We start from the raw sequence: 14863 nt of genomic DNA, 5'->3' as shown, positions 1-14863 counted from the left end.
CGCGGCCTCTAGTGAATCGCCGCGTACATGATCTTCTCCTCCGTCGCCTCCAGCGCGGAGAACTCTTCCACGACCTTGCCTTGACGTGAAACCAGGATGCGGTCGGACAGCGCCATGATCTCGGGCAGATAGGACGAGATGACCACGACCGCCTTGCCCTCGTCGGCGAGCCGGTTGATCAGCTCGTGGATTTCGACGATGGCGCCGACATCGACGCCGCGGGTCGGCTCGTCGAAGATGATCAGATCGGGCTCCTGCACCAGCGATTTTGCGATCACGACCTTCTGCTGATTGCCTCCGGACAGCTCGACCACCTTGCCGTCATTGCCGATGGCACGAACCTTGAGCTTCTCGATCCAGCTCTTGCCGACCGTATCGGTCTCCCGCCGCGACAGCATCATGCGTCCCTTCGGAAACTTCGACAGCAGGCCGAGATAGATGTTGCGCGCGATGGAGGACGTCTCGAAGAAGCCCTCGACCTTGCGATCCTCCGTGACATAAGCGATGCCGGCCTTCACGGCCGGGGCCGGCACCCGGTAGCGCACTGGCTGGTCGTACAGCAGGATCTCGCCGCCATGGAAGAAGTCGCGCTTGAGCACGCCGGCGACGATCTTGAACGTCTCGGTGCGGCCCGCGCCGACGAGGCCGAACACGCCGGTGATCTGTCCGGCGAACACAGATAGCGAATTGTTCTTCACCATCGGCGCCATCTTCAAATTCTGCACCGTGAGAACACGCGCACCCGCCGGCCGCACGCTGCTCTTCCGCGCGCCATAGAGCGTGTTGGAGAGGTCGCGCCCGACCATGGCCTGCACGATCGCGGCGCGGTCGAACTTGGCGACATCGTCGGTCACGACATGCTTACCGTCGCGCAGAACCGTGATGCGGTCGGCGAGCAGCAGGGCTTCCTCAAGGGCGTGCGAGATGAAGACGATCGAGACGCCACGCTTCTTGAGGTCGCGCACGAGGTCGAAGAAGTACTTCTTCTCTTCGGGCGTCAGCGATGCGGTCGGCTCGTCGAAGATGATGACCTTGGCGCGGTGCAGGACCGCGCGCGCGATCTCCACCATCTGCTTCTTGGCCGCGCCAAGGCCGCTGACGGTCGCGGTCGGCGTGACGTCGAAATTGAGCGATTGCAGAAACTGCTGCGCGGCGATGTAGATGCCGCGCAGGCGGTTGTAGAACTTCTCCTGCCCGAGAAACAGGTTTTGCGCCACCGTCATGGTCGGCACCAGGCTGTTCTCCTGGAACACCATGGCGATGCCGAGATTGCGCGCCTCGAGCGGCGTCTTCGGTGCGACATCGGCGCCGTCGACCATCATGGTTCCCGAGGTCAGCGTCACCACACCCGCCATCACCTTGGTGAGGGTCGACTTGCCGGCACCGTTCTCGCCGACCAGTGCGTGGATCTCGCCGCGGCGGAGGTCGAAGTCGACCCCGTCGATGGCAGGCACGCCGGCGTAGAGTTTTGTCGCCTTGCGCAGCGAGAGTGCGATGTTGCTCATGGGTGAAATTCCTCGGCAAGGCCGGCAAGGGGCAATCGCAGGACGCGGCCCGGTCCCTTGGCGATCAGAACGAGATCGTTGCCCATCTCGATCGCGGCGACGACGCCGTGATTGAAGCCGTCGACCCGACTGTGCAGCGAATAGAGCGGCTGGCCGTCCGCATCGAGACGGATGACGAGGCCGTAGGAACGCGGCGGCGCCCACGGCTTGATGACGCCCATGGTCTTGATGTGCGCGCCCTGCATCGGCTCCTTGAACGAACGCCCGGAGCGCAGGCGCGGGGCGACCCAATAGGCAGGATCGATCTCGGCCATCATGCGGCGTCGATAGCCGGGCTCACGCAACACGAACTCGACGAGCTGGGTCCGCGCGGTGAAAGCGGTAAGCCAGTAACCGCCGCCTGAGGCCTTCGACAGCCGCGACGGATAGACGGGAAGGTGAGCAAGCACGACCTTTGGCGATGCACCGGGCGAGACGAGAACGAGCCGATGACGCCAGCTCTCGCTGACCAGCATGGCATTGCCGTAGGCGCAGGCGCCGAAGGCATAGCCGAACCCCTGGGCCAATCGCGTCACGGCTTTGCTGCCGGGATCGAGCTTGAACACGCGGCCGGTTCGGTTGAGCTCCAGCAGGTCGCGTGCCCAATCGTCGACGCCGCATGTCGTTGAGCCGTCCGTCGCAATCAGCGTGTTGTCGTCCCCGAGCGCCAGCGCATTGACGGCGTTGAACGCGGCGTCGGTGAACGTCACGCTCGGCTGCTCGGCCGAGGGGCTCGCGTACATACGCACCTCGCGCCCCCCGAGCGCGACGGTAAGGCCACCGCCGGGAAGGGCGCAGAGTGCCGATATAGGCTGCTCGAAATTGCGCACTTCCGATGCCGTGCCGCCGCTCAGGCACATCAGCCGCCGGCCGTCAGCGATGAACAGGTTGCTTCCGTCGGTAGCGAGATCTTCTGGCGCCTCGCATGTCAGCAAGGTCTCGGCCGATTCCAGCTTCTGGTTAGGCTTCAATGCCCCGTCGAAGGACGGCACGGTGATGGTGGCGTCGCCGCGCCCGAGAAAGCGGTTGGCGAAGTCTCTGACGGCAGCGATCACGACTGCTTCCCCCACCGCTTGTCATACTGGACGAAGTTCGGATCGGCATTGTCGAGCTTGTAGCGGCCGATCCGATTGTTGAGGATGCCGCCGAGATAGAGATAGCCGCGATGCTCGCGCATCGATGTGATCATCGGATGGTTCTCGCCGTGCAGATCCCAGAATGATTCGACGATCTTGCCCTGCTCGTTGAACTTGACCACACAGCCGGTGTTGATGTTGGGGAATAGCCATTCGTCGACCGGTACGCGTTTGGCCATGCGACGGCGGAAGCCCGGCATCTTCCAGGCGAGGTCGAGTGAGGGGCTGCGCATGCCTACCAGTGCCAGCCAGTAATTGCCGTCGGAGGCGAGGTTGATGTTGTCGGGGTAGCCCGGCAGATTGTCCATGACGACCTCGACCGCGCCCTTCCTCGGGCCTGCGAACCAATAGCGCTTGATCGAACAGCCGAAGGTTTCGGCAAACAGGATCGACTGGCCGTCGCTGGCGACGCAGATGCCGTTGGGGAATTTGAGGCCGCGCAGTTCGGTGCGTGTCGCGCCGGTCTTGGTGTCGTAGGAGATGATGCGGCCGTTGCCGCGCGCTTCCAGCCCGTCGATCGGCCATTCGTCCATCTCGTAACGCACTGTCGCTTCCGAGAAGAAGATCAGTCCGTCGTCGGTGATGTCGAGGTCGTCGGCGAGCCGCAGCCGGCTGTCGTCGTTGACCGAGCGCATGCTGCGGTTGGTCTCGTCGGTCGCCTTTTCCACCGTGCCGTCGGGCTTGATACGATAGAGCCCCATGCCGCCGATGCAGACATAGAGATTGTCCTCGCGGTCGAAGGCCATGCCGAGCGGCTGGCCGCCGATATGGGCGAATACTTCCATTTTCTGGTAGTCGGGCGCGAGGAAGCGCATGATGTCGCCATGGCGTGAGCCGGCATAGAGGTTGTCGTGGCGATCGAGGATGACGTCTTCCGGCGCCTCGATGCGGCCAAGGCCGATCGCCTCGACGATACGCAGCTTGTCGTTCTGCTCGAATGGTCCGCCTTGCCCGATTTCGGTCGGTGGCGGCGGTGGCAATTCGTGGTAGGTCGGCGCGACATAGACCTTGCTGATGATGCGGGTCCGGTTTTTCTGCCAGCGAATGTCGACCATTGCTGCGACGAGCAGGATGCCGGCCAGCGCCATGCGGTTGACGCCGCCGCGCGCGTTCATGGTCGTGAGACCGTTGGTGATCAGGAGCACGATCAGCACCCCGACCGCCGATTTGGCGACCGAGCCCTTGCCGCCGCCGAGCGTGATGCCGCCCAGAACGGTCGCGGTCAGCACGATCACCTCAAGGCCGACGCCGATGTCACCGCCGACGGTGCCGAGCCGGGAGGCGAAGAACAGCGCGCCGACGCTGGTCAGCACGCCGCTCGCGACGTAGCAGAGCGCAATCGTGCGGCGAACGGGAATGCCTGAATTGTACGCCGAGCGGCGCGAGCCGCCGATCGCGGTGATGTGCCAGCCCGGCCGCAGCCGGGTCATGAAGATGTGGCCGAAGATCGCGATGACGATATAGGCCAGTGCCACGGTGGGGATGCCGAAGACGCTACCTGCGCCGATGAAATCCCAGGACGGGATATCGGGGAAGGCCGAGGCGATGGCGTTGGAGTAGCGCTGGATCAGCAGATCGTAGGCCGAGCGGTAGATGATCAGCGTGATCAGCGTGGTGATGAAGGCGCGCAGCCGCAGATATCCGACCAGGACGCCGTTGACGGCGCCGAGCAGCGCGCCGCAGAACAGCGTGGCAACCACCACGGCCGGAACCGGCCAGCCCGCGACGTCAAGCAGATAGAGCGCGCAAAAATCCGTCAGCGCGAAGATCGAGCCGACCGACAGATCAATGCCGCCGACGGTGACGACGAGCGCGAGTCCGAGCGCGATGAATCCGATCTCGCCGGCCTGGCGCGCGGTGTCGGCGAGGCTCGCTGGCGACAGGAAGTTGTCGATGGATCGACTGAACGCAAAGCCAACGATCAGGAGAAGGATGACCGGAATGGCTGTTTCGGTCCAACGCTTGGACAGAATTTCGCCGAGCAGATGATCCGGCCAGTAGCGGTAACGCAGGCTTGTCAGGGTATCGCGCATCGACATTCCAGCAGTGCATGGACAATGGTGGGAGGGAAGTCCCCGAGGCAGGTGTGGCCTCGGGGACTTCGAGCGTCAGCGTCGGACTATTTCTTGAGGTCGCTGAGATTCCAGCAGGACATCGGGCTGTCGGCGTTCTCCTTGGTGATCGGAATCAGCGTGGTGTATTCCGAGCCCTTGATCGAACCGGGCTTGGCGCCCGACGACAGCAGCCATTTGATCGTGCCGGCCATCTGAGCCGCCTGGGTCGGCACGTCGTAGCTCATGTTGAGATCGAATGCGCCCGACTTCACCAGCTCGCAGGCGCCCTTGCGCTCGCCGCCGCCCGATGTCGCGAGGAACACCTTGCCGGTGAGACCTGCTTCCTTGACTGCGGCCGCGGTGCCGATGTCCATGCCGTCCCAGAAGCCGACGATGCCGCAGAGGTCGGGATTTTGCTTCAGCACGGTTTGTGTGATCGCCTTGGCTTTGGCGGCGTCCCAATCGGCGGCTTGACTTGACACCACCTTGATCTCGGGATGCTTGGCGAGAACGTTCTCGACGCCCTTGAGCGTATAGGCGCTTGCTGCCGCGGACAGCGCACCCTGGATGATCGCAATCTTGTTCGACTTGCCCTCGCAGGCCTTGACCACGCCTTCGGTCTGGCGTTCGCCGATCTCGACCCAGTTGGCACCGACGAAGGCGGAGCTGCGATAAGCCGAGCCCATGTTGATCTGGATGACGTAAATGCCTTCGTTCTCAGCGCGCTGCAGCAGCTTGGCGTAGGTCTGCACGTCCGGATTATGCACCACGATCACCGCCGGCTTCTCGGAGATCAGCGAGGTGACGGCCTGCGCGCCGGCATTGGTGTTCCAGTTGGCGTCGCGGATCACGAACTTGACGCCGAACGGCTCGAGCTCCTTTTTCAGCCCGGCATACCAGCCCTCGGTGAGGTCGAAGTTCATTGCCACCGGCACATAGGCCACGGTCTTGCCGGCGAGCGCTTCCTTGAATGGTTTCTGGAATGGCTCGTCCAGGCCCTGCTGGGCGAGAGCCGGTCCGGTCAGCGTCGCGAGAGCCAGTGCGGCGAGGGTTGCCCTTGTCGGGTTGCCAAAGGTCTTCATTGCTTCCTCCTTGGTTATGGTTGTCGTTCTTGTCGGTCGTTCAGATGTCGCCCTGCTGTGCCGTTTCTTCGTTGCGCGGATTCAGGAAGGAGTCCGTGATGACGGCGAGCAGCAGGACCACGCCTTTGATGAGATTCTGTCCGGCGTAGGAGATGTCCATGATGGTCATCCCGTTGAGCATGGTGCCGATCAGCAGCGTGCCGATGATGACGTTCAGCACGCCGCCACGTCCGCCTGACAGTCCGATGCCGCCCAGCACGACCACCAGGATCACGTCGTAGATCAGCGTCGAGTTGAAGATGCGGGTCGGCATCGAATTGACGGAGGCCGCCAGCACGAGGCCGGCAAAGCAGCCGATTAGGGCGGTGATCACATATTGCAGCACGATGATCGGGCGAGAGGGAATGCCGGTGACGCGCGCGGCGTAAGGATTGTCGCCGATCGCGTAGATATAGGCGCCCCAGCGGGTCTGGCGCAGCAGGAATGCGACCACGATGCAGGCGATCGCGAACATCCAGATCGAGGTCGGAACACCGAGAACGGTGCCTTGTCCAAGACGTTCGAAGCCGTCCATGCCGGGGCTCCATTGCACGACGTCGAGCTGGAACAGCGCAGCTTGGCCGAGTCCGGCGAGCAATAGCCCCGTTGCCAGCGTCGCAAACAGCGAGGGCACCTCGGCATAAGCGATCAGCCAGCCATTGACGAGGCCGAAGGCGATCGTGAGCAGCACCGCGATCAGCAGCGAGAACGGCAGCGAATGGCCGTTCTGCACCATCTGAAGCGCGAGCCCCGGGGGCACGGCGAGGGCCGCGATCAGCGAGATGTCGATGCCGCGGCCGATCACGACGATCGCCATGGCGAGGCCCAGGATGCCGAGCACTGCCACGTTCTGGAGCAGCGTCAGCATGTTTTCTGCCGTCAGAAAACCGTTCAGGAAGATCGAGAACACAAGGAACAGCAGCGCGAAGACCGCGAAGACGATCTCCTGCTGATTGAACCGAAAGCGCTTCATCCCCTTATTGCCTTTCTTCGACGTCGGCCTCTGTGGAGCCGTTATGACGATCGGGTCTCTATGCGGTAGGTCTGTGGAAGCGGTGTCAGGCTTTCCGCGAGTGCCTTCAGCCGGTCCTGGTCGTTGGAGCCGATCAAGACGTGGACCAGCGTATTCAGTCTGGCGTCTTTGTCGACGAGAATGTCTGCCGGGGCGTCCGGACCGAAGATGCGATCGATCTCGGTTCGGACTTTTTCCTGCACAGCGAGGTCGCGAAGCCTCGGCTTGAAGATCTTGCCGACAGCGGTAACGGGGAGAGTCTCGAGCAGAACGACGCGCTTCGGCCGGGCGGGAGGCTCATTGACATTGCGTTCGAGATGCTCGCGCAGTTGCGGCAGGTCGATGGTCTGTCCCGGCGACGGTACCACGAAGAGAATGGGAACTTCGCCGGCATAGGCGTCCGGCATGCCGACGGCTGAGCTCATCTGCACGCCGGGGAAGGCATTCGCGACGTCCTCGATCGCGGCGGGGTCGATGTTGTGACCGCTGCGCACGATCAGGTCCTTCTCGCGTCCGGTCAGCACCAGTCGCTGGTCCGCAGTGAGGTAGCCAACGTCGCCGGTGACGATCCAGTGGCCGCCGGTGAGTACACCCTTGTTGTGCTGGGGATCGACGTAGCCGGGAAACACTTGCGGCCCCCTGACAAGGACGAGGCCGCTGGTGAGCGGCGGGCATTCCGTCTTGAGGTCGGCATCGCTAAGCGGGACGATCTTCGTCTGCGCGAACGGCGCCCTGAAGCCGACGCTGCCCTGCACCGGTGTGCCGCGGCCGGGATTGAACGCGATCGCCGCCGCGGTCTCCGTCATGCCGTAGGTCTCGAACAGCGTGATCCCGGTCCGGGCCTGAAACCGCTCGCTAACGGCTTTCGGCGCTACCGCCCCGCCGGTGAGGGCCATGCGGACGGAGCGGACATCGGATGACCCGATCGGCACTTCGGCCAGCGCGGCGATCGAGGTCGGCACGCCGCTGACGATGGTCGCGCCGAACCGCTCGACCGTGTGCCAATAGTCGCGGATCGCATCCGGGCTTCTGAGGCTGTAGGGCGAGGGAATGATCACGTGGCCGCCGGCCGCCTGAATGGACAAGCCGAGTGTCATCGTGCCGCCGACGTGAAACAGCGGGAAGCCGTTGATCGCGGCGTCGAGCTCATCGAGCCCATGGACCTGCGCGAAACTCCAGGCCGCATGAATCTGGTTTCCATGTGTCAGGCGCACGAGTTTGGGTCGTCCGGTGGTTCCGCCGGTGTGAAACAGCGCGCAGACCGTGTCGCGATCCTGCGATGGTGCGAAGTCCAGCGTGTCGCGCATGGTCGCGACCGCCTCGTCGAAGCTCACGGCGCCGCTGGTCAGGCGGCCGTTCGGACCGATCACGAAGATCGTCTTGAGCGATGGGACGCGGCGCGCGACATTGACCGCCCTGGTCCAGATCGCACGATCGGCCGCTTCTGACGCGACAACCAGGACAGTTGCGTTCTGTGCTTCGAGCAGATCGGCAATCGCATCTTCGTTCAGAAGATAGTTGATCGAGCTGGCGACACCCGCGATCTGGGCGCCGAGCAAGGCCGGGAAGAGCTGCGGCAGGATCGGGCAGAGGAACGCAACGGTGCCGCCGCTCCCGTCGATGCCGTGCGATCGGAAAAGATTGGCCGCGCGCGTGATCTCCGCGAGCAATTGCCGATGCGTCAGCGTGACATCGCCGGGCTCGCGCGAGCCTTTGGTCAGCACCGTCAGCGCGGGACGTTCGGGATGCAGGCGCGCCGTGGCTTCGAAGAGATCATGCAGATTACGGGAAGGGATCAGGGAATCGTAAGGCAGCCTTTCCAGCGCTTCGATGTCGGCGATGGTTCGGATCGGCTGCGTGAACCGTGTCGTGATCAACGAGGGCGCGCTCACGGACACCACCATCCAAGCGGCACGGCGGATTGTGCAGCAGTTGATCTATCCTGATGCAAGCGAGCGTTTCCTGCCTGGCACGTTGACCGATTTTTGTCCTTCATAGGCCACACGCCCGGACCCGGCTTGCTCCGGAGCGCAAAGCTTTTGCTTGTCCGCGCAAACCGGTCTTGCGTGCAGGCGGCGGCCATCTAGAATCTCGGCGCCGGGCGAACTTGTGCGACGCACAAACGACGTTCATTCTGGCTGCGCGATGGGTGGGCTGACGATGAACCTGGTATTCACGACAGACGATCTGGAGCCGTCCAAGCGTTACGCCGCATGGCAAGGCGCCATCTGCGATGTCTACGTTCATGTCGACGTCAATGCCGAGGAGCGGTCCGACTATCACGGCTTCATCCGCGAGGCGCATTTCGGCGCCGTCACCATGACGGACGTGCTGTTGTCGGAGCAGCGTATCTCGCGGCGCGAGCGCCACATCGCAAAACTCGACAAGGATTGCTACTACGTCGAATTCGTCCAGCAGGGCCGGGTCAACGTGCTCCAGGCCGGCCAGACCCTGCTTTCGAATCCCGGCGTCGGCGCGATCTTCTCGGCCTCGGAAGCCTATGATCTCGAATGCGTCGGTAAGGTCCGGTCGCTCTACCTCGAAATCCCCCGTACGGAATTTTCGGCCCGCTTCAGCGAGGGGCGCCTGCCTGTGGTCACGACCATGGCGACGAGCCGTGGTCTTGGGCGGATTGCCGCCGAGTTCTGCGCGACGCTTGCGGCGGAAGGCGCTTCGCTCGACGAGACCGTAAGGACCCGCCTTGGCGGCGAGCTCATGGACGTGCTGGCGCTCGCGCTCGACATGGGCGACCGGGACGAATTCTCCGAAGATGCGAGCGCGCAGCAGGCGCGTCTGCGCTCGGTCAAGGCCTGGATCGAGACCCACCTCACCGATGCGGACTTGTCGCTGGAGAGGATCGCGAAGAGCAATGGCGTGTCGCTCAGGCATCTGCACTATCTCTTCCGGCTCACGGATGTCTCGGTGTCCGAATGGATCTTGGATCGGCGGTTGCAGCGTTGCTACGACGTCTTGACGCGTCCCGAGTTGCGGTCCCTGTCGATCACCGAGGTTGCCTATCAACTGGGATTCAGCTCCTCGTCATATTTCAGCACGGTGTTTCGCAAGAAGTTCGGGCACAGCCCGTCGGATTTGCGGCGCCGCTAGAGGACCTGCAGCGTGCAATGCGATGCAGGTCCGCCGTCGGCTGCGTCACTTTACCAGCGGACAGCCGCCATCCTTCAGCGGACGGAAAGCCTGGTCGGCCGGGACTTCGGCAAGCAGCTTGTAATAGTCCCACGGGCCCTTGGATTCCTCGGGCTTCTTCACCTGGAACAGGAACATGCTGTGCACCATGCGGCCGTCTTCGCGAAGGATGCCGTTGTCGGTGAAGGCATCCTTCACTGGAAGCTCGCGCATCTTGGCCATCACCGTCTTGGTGTCCTTGGTGCCGGCGGCCTGCACGGCCTTGAGGTAATGCAGCGTCGCGCTGTAGGTGGCGGCCTGGTTCATCGTCGGCATGCGCTTGACGCGTTCCATGAAGCGCTTGCCGAAGGCGCGGGTCCTGTCGTTGAGATCCCAGTAATAGGCCTCGGTGACGATCAGCCCCTGCGCGAGCTTCAGCCCCAGGCTGTGCACGTCGGAGATGAACATCACGATCGCCGCCAGATTTTGCCCGCCGGCGACGATGCCGAACTCGCCGGCCTGCTTGATCGCGTTGATGGTGTCGCCGCCGCCGTTCGCAAGCCCGATGATCTTGGCCTTGGAGGCCTGGGCCTGGAGCAGGAATGACGAGAAGTCGGCCGTGTTGAGCGGATGCTTGACACTGCCGAGCACCTTGCCGCCGGCGGCCCTCACGACATCGCCGGTGTCGCGCTCGATGGAATGACCGAACACGTAGTCGGCGGTGAGGAAGAACCAGCTGTCGCCGCCGTTCTTGACGATGGCGCTGCCGACGGTGTGGGCGTTGGAATAGGTGTCGTAGGTCCAGTGCGCGGTGTAGGGCGAGCAGGATTTGCCGGTGATGTCGGAGCTTGCCGCGTCCGTTACGATCAGCACTTTCTCGTACTGCTTCGACAGCTCCATCACGGCGAGCGCGGTGGCCGAGGTGGGCATGTCGATGATCATGTCGACGTTTTCCGTCTCCCACCATTTGCGCGCAAGGGAAGAGGCGACGTCGGGTTTGTTGAGCACGTCGGCGGCGACCATGTCGATCGGCTTGCCGAACATCTGTCCGCCAAAGTCCTCGATCGCCATCCTGGTGGCCTCGACATTCCCCTGGCCGCCGATGTCGGAATAGACCGAGGAGAAGTCGGAGAGCACGCCGATCTTGAGCGGGGTCTGCTGTGCAGAGGCGGGGATGATCAGGGCAGCCGACAGCAAGCCGGCCGCAGACACGAATGCTGCGATAGGTCTCATGGACACGTTTCCTCTTGCGGGACTGTTCCGTCCCTTTGTCCGACAAAGTTAGAGTGGGGTTCCGCAAGAGTCAATTTGCTGCAGATGCGTCATCAATGACAGAGTTTGACGCCCTTTTGGGCCGCTCTTATAGTTTGTCGGACAATCGCCATAAGGAGTCGTCTTGCCAGTCTCGCCGCTCTTTCGTCCGATCGATGTCGCGCCGGCCTATCAGAAGGTCGCCGACGCCATTGAGCGCGAGATCGTCAACGGCCGCATCAAGCCCGGCGATCCCATCGGCACAGAGCATGACCTCGTGCGGCAGTTCGGCGTCAACCGCTCGACCATTCGCGAAGGCATCCGGGTGCTGGAGGAGGGCGGGTTGATCAGCCGCGACTCCTCGCGCCGCCTGCATGCCTGCCTGCCGCGCTACAGCAAGCTCGCGAGCCGTCTCAGCCGCGCGCTGGTGCTGCATGAGGTCACGTTTCGCGAGCTCTACGAGGCTTCGATGACGCTGGAGGTCGCCAGCGTCGAGGGTGCGGTGAAGAGCGCAACCGAGGAGAATCTTGCGGAGCTCACTGACAATCTCGTGCGCAGCGAGGCGGTGGTCGGCAATCCCGCGGCGTTGGCCGAATGCGATGCCGAATTCCACGTGCTGGTCGCAAAGGCGTCGCAGAACCGCGTGCTCCAGCTCGCCCGCGAGCCCGCAGCGCAGCTGTTCTATCCGACCACCGAGATGATCGTGACGGGCGTGGCGGAAGGCGGCCCGCGCCTCGTTGCCGCACATGGTCATCTCATCGACGCGATCCGTCGCCGCGACCGCGAGGCCGGCGTGCTCTGGACGCGCCGGCATTTGCAGGACTGGCGCCGCGGTTTCGAGAAGATCGCTTCGCTCGATCGGTCGGTCGAGCACGTGTACATGGAGCACGCGCAGGCGGCCCGGCGCAGATAGCGCGAACGGACAAGACGCAAGATTTCAAACGAATAAACTCAGAAAATAAAGACATCACACGGAGGGATACATGACCGGCGATATCGCAGCCACCATTTCGAAAGCGCGCGAGCATTCCATCGGCGATCTCCTGCGCCGCTCCGCGGGCCGGGAGCCGGCAAAGCTCGCGGTGAGTTGTGGCAGCGTGAGCTGGACCTTTGCCGAGATGGATACGATCTGCAACCGGCTCGGCCGCGGCCTGCTCAACCTGGGCGTGAAGAAGGGCGATCGTCTTGCCGTGCTCTCGCGCAATTCCCATGCCTTCGCCGCGCTGCGCTTCGCGGTGGCCCGGATCGGCGCCGTGCTGGTGCCGATCAACTTCATGCTCAATCCGGACGAGATCAATTTCATCCTGAAAAGCTCCGGCGCAAAGCTGCTCGCGACCGGCCCCGATTTCGTCGAGCCGGCAAAGGCCGCGAGCGCGAAGGATTGCGCGGTCGAGAAGATGATCTGGCTGCCGGGCGAGGATCCCGCCACCGCGCCTGCGGACCTCACCACCTTCGACGGTCTGCTTCATGCCGACGGCTCGTTCCTCGAGGCGTCCGTCGACAGCCGCGATCTCGCGCAGATCGTCTACACCAGCGGTACGGAATCCCTGCCCAAGGGCGCGATGCTGACCCATGAAGCGGTGATGTGGCAGTATGTCAGCTGCATCATCGACGGCGGCATGAGGGTGGACGACAAGTTCTTGCACGCGCTGCCGCTCTATCATTGCGCGCAGCTCGATGTGTTCCTGGGGCCGCAAATCTATCTCGGCGCTTCCGGCGTGATCACCGGCAAGCCGACCGCCGACAACATTCTGGCGCTGATCCAGGCCCACAAGATCACCTCGTTCTTCGCGCCGCCGACGATCTGGATCGCGATGCTGCGTTCGCCCAATTTCGACAAGGCCGACCTGTCGACCTTGCAGAAGGGCTATTACGGCGCCTCCATCATGCCGGTGGAAGTTCTGCTCGAATTGCAGCGCCGTCTGCCCGTCGTAAAATTCTGGAACTTCTACGGTCAGACCGAGATCGCGCCGCTTGCAACCGTGTTGCGTCCGGAGGACCAGCGGCGCAAGGCCGGCTCGGCCGGCAAGCCCGTGCTCAATGTCGAGACGCGCGTCGTCAACACCTCGATGGAGGACGTCAAGGTCGGCGAAGTCGGCGAGATCGTACACCGCTCGCCGCATCTTCTTTCCGGTTACTACAACGATCCCGTGAAGACAGCGGCGGCGTTCACCGGCGGCTGGTTTCACTCCGGCGATCTCGCCACCGTTGACGCCGAGGGCCACATCACCGTGGTCGACCGCGTCAAGGACATGATCAAGACCGGCGGCGAGAACGTGGCGAGCCGCGAGGTCGAGGAGATGGTCTATCGCATCCCTGCGGTCTCTGAAGTTGCCGTCGTCGGCCTGCCTGACCCGCGCTGGATCGAGGCTGTGACCGCGATCGTCGTGGTCAAGTCCGGCGAGAAGCTGGATGAAGACGCCGTCATCCAGCATTGCGCTGGTCAGATGGCGCATTTCAAGGTGCCAAAGCGCGTCATCTTCGTCGACAGCTTGCCGAAGAACCCGAGCGGCAAGCTGCTCAAGCGCGAACTGCGGCAGCGCTTCGTCGGGGCTGATACCCTCGACAAGGCGGTCCAGAAAAGCTTTGGCACCTGAGGCGGAGCGGTCGTCATGAAGGTCTGGCAGGTCGCGCGCGACTGGTCGATCGAGGGGATGGAGCTTGCCGATCTACCCGAGCCGACAACTGGCCCGGGCCAGGTCGCGGTGCGGATGCAGGCGGCATCGTTGAACTTTCGCGACCTGCTCACGGTGCAAGGCAAGGGTGGCGTCACGAGATTGCCGCTGATCCCGTTCTCCGACGGAGCGGGTGAGGTGATCGCCGTCGGTGAGGGTGTGACCCGCGTCGCCGTCGGCGATCGCGTCTGCCCGATGTTCTTCCAGTCCTGGATCGATGGAAGGGTGTCGGCGGCTGCCCGCCGCTATGCGCTCGGCGGTACGCGACCGGGCGTATTGCAGGAAGTGATGGTGCTCGACGCCGAGGGCGTCAGCCGCATTCCTTCGCATCTGTCGTTCCAGGAAGCGGCGACGCTGCCCTGCGCCGGGCTCACGGCCTGGCGCGCGCTGTTCGAGGAAGCAAGGGTGCAGCCAGGCGATACCGTGCTGGTGCAGGGCACCGGTGGTGTCTCGATCTTCGCGCTGCAATTCGCAAAGCTCGCCGGCGCCAGCGTGATCGTGACGTCGTCGAGCGACGAAAAGCTCGAACGCGCCAGGGCGCTCGGCGCCGACCACACCATCAACTATCGCTCGATCCCCGAATGGGGCAAGGCCGCCGCGGAGTGGACCGGCGGCGGCGTCGATCACGTCGTCGAGGTCGGCGGCAAGGACACGTTTGCGCAGTCGCTCGAGGCGGCGCGGGTCGGCGGCACCGTCCTGGTGATCGGCGTGCTCTCCGGCTTCTCGCAGCAGATCGCGATGCCGACTTTGTTCTCCAGGAATTTGTATGTCATCGGCCTCTCGGTCGGCAGCCGCCGCATGTTCGAAGGGATGACCGCTGCGATCGGGCGCAACGCGATGAAGCCGGTGATCGACCGCGTGTTCGGCTTTGATGCGGTTCCGGATGCATTACGGCTGATGCAGCAGGGCGGGCACTTCGGCAAGATCGTGGTGGAGTTTCCGTGAAG

General features: G+C 63.5%; 11 protein-coding genes. 4 read left to right on the top strand and 7 right to left on the bottom strand.

Features of this window, described 5'->3' with window-relative positions; all coding sequences use genetic code 11:
• Positions 1-8 precede the first annotated feature (8 nt).
• The 6 genes from K3F49_RS30565 to K3F49_RS30540 form a co-directional block, all read right to left on the bottom strand.
• A complete protein-coding gene (locus tag K3F49_RS30565; RefSeq protein ID WP_234684607.1) occupies positions 9-1505 on the bottom strand; it encodes a sugar ABC transporter ATP-binding protein in 1497 nt (498 codons plus the stop codon).
• Positions 1502-2599 (bottom strand): SMP-30/gluconolactonase/LRE family protein, encoded by a 1098-nt coding sequence (locus K3F49_RS30560; protein WP_234684606.1) that lies wholly within the window; start codon positions 2597-2599, stop codon positions 1502-1504. The genes K3F49_RS30565 and K3F49_RS30560 overlap by 4 nt, the downstream gene beginning before the upstream one ends.
• Entirely contained in the window at positions 2596-4719 is a 2124-nt protein-coding gene (locus tag K3F49_RS30555; protein ID WP_234684605.1) for an ABC transporter permease, read from the bottom strand. The genes K3F49_RS30560 and K3F49_RS30555 overlap by 4 nt, the downstream gene beginning before the upstream one ends.
• Before the next feature lie 80 nt (positions 4720-4799).
• Positions 4800-5816 (bottom strand): sugar ABC transporter substrate-binding protein, encoded by a 1017-nt coding sequence (locus tag K3F49_RS30550; RefSeq protein WP_234684604.1) that lies wholly within the window; start codon positions 5814-5816, stop codon positions 4800-4802.
• A 40-nt stretch (positions 5817-5856) separates the two neighbouring features.
• Positions 5857-6828 carry an ABC transporter permease gene (locus K3F49_RS30545; protein ID WP_234684603.1) on the bottom strand — a complete coding sequence of 324 codons (972 nt, stop codon included), beginning with the start codon at positions 6826-6828 and terminating at the stop codon, positions 5857-5859.
• Positions 6829-6869: 41 nt separating this feature from the next.
• Complete coding sequence (locus tag K3F49_RS30540; protein ID WP_234684602.1) at positions 6870-8759, bottom strand: AMP-binding protein; 1890 nt, start codon at positions 8757-8759, stop codon at positions 6870-6872.
• Positions 8760-9027: 268 nt separating this feature from the next.
• On the opposite strand from K3F49_RS30540, the gene K3F49_RS30535 reads away from it, so the two are divergent.
• On the top strand, positions 9028-9972 hold the full coding sequence (locus tag K3F49_RS30535; RefSeq protein ID WP_234684601.1) for a helix-turn-helix domain-containing protein: 945 nt from the start codon (positions 9028-9030) through the stop codon (positions 9970-9972).
• Positions 9973-10017: 45 nt separating this feature from the next.
• Here the strand turns inward: K3F49_RS30535 and K3F49_RS30530 are convergent, their stop codons facing one another.
• Complete coding sequence (locus tag K3F49_RS30530; RefSeq protein WP_234684600.1) at positions 10018-11223, bottom strand: ABC transporter substrate-binding protein; 1206 nt, start codon at positions 11221-11223, stop codon at positions 10018-10020.
• 163 nt (positions 11224-11386) lie between these two features.
• Between K3F49_RS30530 and K3F49_RS30525 the strand changes: the two genes are divergently transcribed.
• The 3 genes from K3F49_RS30525 (at position 11387) to K3F49_RS30515 (ending at position 14861) form a co-directional block, all read left to right on the top strand.
• Positions 11387-12154 (top strand): FadR/GntR family transcriptional regulator, encoded by a 768-nt coding sequence (locus K3F49_RS30525; protein ID WP_234684599.1) that lies wholly within the window; start codon positions 11387-11389, stop codon positions 12152-12154.
• A 70-nt stretch (positions 12155-12224) separates the two neighbouring features.
• Entirely contained in the window at positions 12225-13838 is a 1614-nt protein-coding gene (locus tag K3F49_RS30520) for an acyl-CoA synthetase (RefSeq protein ID WP_234684598.1), read from the top strand.
• 15 nt (positions 13839-13853) lie between these two features.
• Positions 13854-14861: a zinc-dependent alcohol dehydrogenase family protein gene (locus tag K3F49_RS30515; RefSeq protein ID WP_234684597.1), complete on the top strand. Its 1008-nt coding sequence runs from the start codon at positions 13854-13856 to the stop codon at positions 14859-14861.
• The last annotated feature ends 2 nt before the right edge of the window (positions 14862-14863 follow it).

Source organism: Bradyrhizobium monzae (assembly GCF_021458635.1).
Taxonomy (GTDB): Bacteria; Pseudomonadota; Alphaproteobacteria; order Rhizobiales; family Xanthobacteraceae; genus Bradyrhizobium.
The sequence above is the reverse complement of the archived record's forward strand: the minus strand, read 5'-3'. Positions and strand labels throughout refer to the sequence as shown.

Coding starts and splice junctions, on each gene's coding strand:
- K3F49_RS30515 (WP_234684597.1), top strand. CDS start 13,854: ATGAAGGTCTGGCAGGTCGCGCGCGACTGGTCGATCGAGGGGATGGAG.
- K3F49_RS30520 (WP_234684598.1), top strand. CDS start 12,225: ATGACCGGCGATATCGCAGCCACCATTTCGAAAGCGCGCGAGCATTCC.
- K3F49_RS30550 (WP_234684604.1), bottom strand. CDS start 5,816: ATGAAGACCTTTGGCAACCCGACAAGGGCAACCCTCGCCGCACTGGCT.
- K3F49_RS30530 (WP_234684600.1), bottom strand. CDS start 11,223: ATGAGACCTATCGCAGCATTCGTGTCTGCGGCCGGCTTGCTGTCGGCT.
- K3F49_RS30555 (WP_234684605.1), bottom strand. CDS start 4,719: ATGTCGATGCGCGATACCCTGACAAGCCTGCGTTACCGCTACTGGCCG.
- K3F49_RS30545 (WP_234684603.1), bottom strand. CDS start 6,828: ATGAAGCGCTTTCGGTTCAATCAGCAGGAGATCGTCTTCGCGGTCTTC.
- K3F49_RS30565 (WP_234684607.1), bottom strand. CDS start 1,505: ATGAGCAACATCGCACTCTCGCTGCGCAAGGCGACAAAACTCTACGCC.
- K3F49_RS30535 (WP_234684601.1), top strand. CDS start 9,028: ATGAACCTGGTATTCACGACAGACGATCTGGAGCCGTCCAAGCGTTAC.